Here is a 2,500-nt window from a genome sequence, read left to right on the forward strand (position 1 = left end):
GGCCGCTCCGAGGCGGACGGCCAGGTCCACGGTGAGCGTCCGATTGGCGAGTCCGCGAACCCCGTCGGTGCCGAACAGTCGGGTCATGGTGCGTGATCCTCCGGGGTAGTGGGACCGCCACCGCACTGGGGGTGGGTGTTCCGGACCGGGTAAGGATAGCCCCGGCCGTGAGGTCCCTTGGAAAACGAGCCAGAGCAGGCCCCCGCGATCGCGGGCGCCTGCTCTGGGGTGTCGAGCGCGGAGATCAGCGCTTCGAGTACTGCGGGGCCTTACGGGCCTTCTTGAGGCCGGCCTTCTTGCGCTCGACGGCGCGGGCGTCCCGGGTGAGGAAGCCGGCCTTCTTGAGCGCCGGGCGGTCGTCCGGCGCGTACTGGATCAGCGCGCGGGCGATGGCCAGACGCAGCGCGCCGGCCTGTCCGGAGGGGCCACCACCGTGGAGCAGCGCCACGATGTCGAACTGCTCCTCGCGCTCGACCAGGACGAGCGGCGACTTGACGAGCTGCTGGTGCACCTTGTTCGGGAAGTACTCCTCGAGGGTGCGACCGTTGAGGGTGAACTGGCCGGAGCCGGGCATGAGGCGGACGCGGGCGACGGCCTCCTTGCGACGGCCGACCGCCTGCGTCGGACCGGAGGAGACGACCGGGGCCAGCTGGGTCTCGGCGTCGGCCACGTAGTCGGTACCGCCGGCGTAGTCGGCCTCGCTGTAGTCCTCGGCGACTTCGGCGGCGAGTTCCGCCACCGTGTCATCGGCGAGCTCGGCCTCGGGGGTGATGTTCTCGTCGGTCACTGGGCCACCTGCTTGATCTCGTAGGGCACGGGCTGCTGGGCGGCGTGCGGATGCTCGGGGCCCGCGTACACCTTCAGCTTGGAGGCGACGGCACGACCGAGCTTGTTGCTCGGGAGCATGCCCTTGACGGCCTTCTCGACGACGCGGTCGGGGCGCGTGTCCATGGCCTTGCCGAGGGACTGCGACTTGAGCCCGCCCGGGAAACCGGAGTGACGGTGGTGCATGACGCGCTCGCGCTTGTTGGACGAGATCGCGACCTTGTCGGCGTTGATGATGATGACGAAGTCGCCGGTGTCGGCGTTCGGGGCGAACTGCGGCTTGTGCTTGCCACGGAGGATGTTGGCGACCTGCACGGCGAGTCGACCGAGAACCACATCAGTGGCGTCGATGACGTACCAGGCGCGCGTCACGTCCCCGGGCTTGGGGGTGTACGTGGACACAGGCAATACCTCTGTCTGTCTAGTGGGGCTGCCGGCCTGTCGGACGCCCACCCCCTCGCGCGGCGGCCGGTGGTGACCCGCGGAGGCGGTCCGTCGATCCCGGGATACGGGGACGACACGGACGCCAGCGGCCAAGCCTACCGCCCGGCTGTCGACACTCCAACTCGCCGATCACGGGACCGGCGCGGATCAGTTAGACTCTCCCCCGGTTCCCGCCCTCGTAGCTCAGTGGATAGAGCACGGCTCTCCTAAAGCCGGTGTCGGAGGTTCGATTCCTCTCGAGGGCACCACGGCGCGCGTCCGACCATCCGACGCCCGCCCCACCACCGCGGATGCCGCACGACGCCTCTCGGCCAGCCCTGACGGGACCACTGACGCTGTTGACAGCAATACATGCACGTATGACAATCTGTGCATGCCATGGACGAGTGCCGACCCGCGAGCGATCCGGCGACTCCCGTGACATCCGCCAGCCATGCCCGGCGGCGACACGCCGGCGACGACCAGGAGCGACACCGATGACCGTGACCGACCACCCCACCGCCGAGCCCCACTCGCACACCCACGGACCCGGCTGCGGTCACGAGGCCGTGGTCCACGAGGATCACGTCGACTACCTGCACGACGGTCACCTGCACCGCGAGCACGACGGCCACTACGACGAGTGCACCACCTGCTCGTGTGACAACTGCACCGACAGTTGCGCGGTGTGCACCTGTACCGACTGCACCTGCGAGACCTGTAACCACAACGTGTGCTCGTGCGACAACTGCGGGGAGCGCCACGAGTGCGCGAACTGCGTGTGCGACGACTGCTCCTGCCCGACCTGCAGGCACGCGGCCTGAGTCACGGGTAGGCCGCCCGACCGGCCGGAAGCACCCGAGCCCGCTGATGAATCATCAGCGGGCTCGGGTGCGTCACGGGGGTCAGCGTCGCAGGGTCGCGGCGAACGCCCCTGTCAACGCGAGGATCGGCAGGCCGATGAACAGATGGACTATCGCCGCGGCCAACCCGTCGAGGAACGGCACCGTCACCAGCAGCGGGAGCGCCACCGCCGCGATGATCAGCAATCCCACGGTCCAGGAGAAGAACTGCTGCGGGTTCGCCGTACCCACCAGCAGCAGGTACCAGAGGAGCCCGGCCAGGATCGCGGCCACCGCCCCGTAGACCGCGTACATGGTGGGGGTGTTGCCGCCGTTCGCCCACTGGTGGCCGAAGCGGCCGAACGCCGCCTCCACCACCCAGGCGATCAGCCACCCGGCGATCGCCGCCA

The 2,500-nt window shown here is 69.2% G+C and carries 3 protein-coding genes, 1 tRNA gene and 1 pseudogene; 2 read left to right on the forward strand and 3 right to left on the reverse strand.

Features of this window, described 5'->3' with window-relative positions; genetic code table 11:
- Positions 1-244 precede the first annotated feature (244 nt).
- Together rpsI and rplM are read right to left on the reverse strand one after the other, a co-directional pair.
- Positions 245-787 (reverse strand): 30S ribosomal protein S9, encoded by a 543-nt coding sequence (rpsI, locus tag G6017_RS14730; protein WP_179524679.1) that lies wholly within the window; start codon positions 785-787, stop codon positions 245-247.
- Positions 784-1,227: a 50S ribosomal protein L13 gene (gene rplM / locus G6017_RS14735; RefSeq protein WP_107748654.1), complete on the reverse strand. Its 444-nt coding sequence runs from the start codon at positions 1,225-1,227 to the stop codon at positions 784-786. The genes rpsI and rplM overlap by 4 nt, the downstream gene beginning before the upstream one ends.
- 214 nt (positions 1,228-1,441) lie before the next feature.
- Between rplM and G6017_RS14740 the strand changes: the two genes are divergently transcribed.
- Both G6017_RS14740 and G6017_RS14745 read left to right on the forward strand, forming a co-directional pair.
- Positions 1,442-1,517: transfer RNA gene (locus tag G6017_RS14740), tRNA-Arg, on the forward strand.
- A gap of 228 nt (positions 1,518-1,745) precedes the next feature.
- On the forward strand, positions 1,746-2,072 hold the full coding sequence (locus G6017_RS14745; protein WP_182618028.1) for a hypothetical protein: 327 nt from the start codon (positions 1,746-1,748) through the stop codon (positions 2,070-2,072).
- An 81-nt stretch (positions 2,073-2,153) separates the two neighbouring features.
- Here the strand turns inward: G6017_RS14745 and G6017_RS16980 are convergent.
- Positions 2,154-2,500: pseudogene (locus G6017_RS16980) on the reverse strand (hypothetical protein); the annotation flags it as partial.

Origin of the sequence: Dietzia sp. B44, from assembly GCF_014145245.1 — a bacterium.
Lineage (GTDB): Bacteria > Actinomycetota > Actinomycetes > Mycobacteriales > Mycobacteriaceae > Dietzia > Dietzia natronolimnaea.

Coding starts and splice junctions, on each gene's coding strand:
- G6017_RS14745 (WP_182618028.1), top strand. CDS start 1,746: ATGACCGTGACCGACCACCCCACCGCCGAGCCCCACTCGCACACCCAC.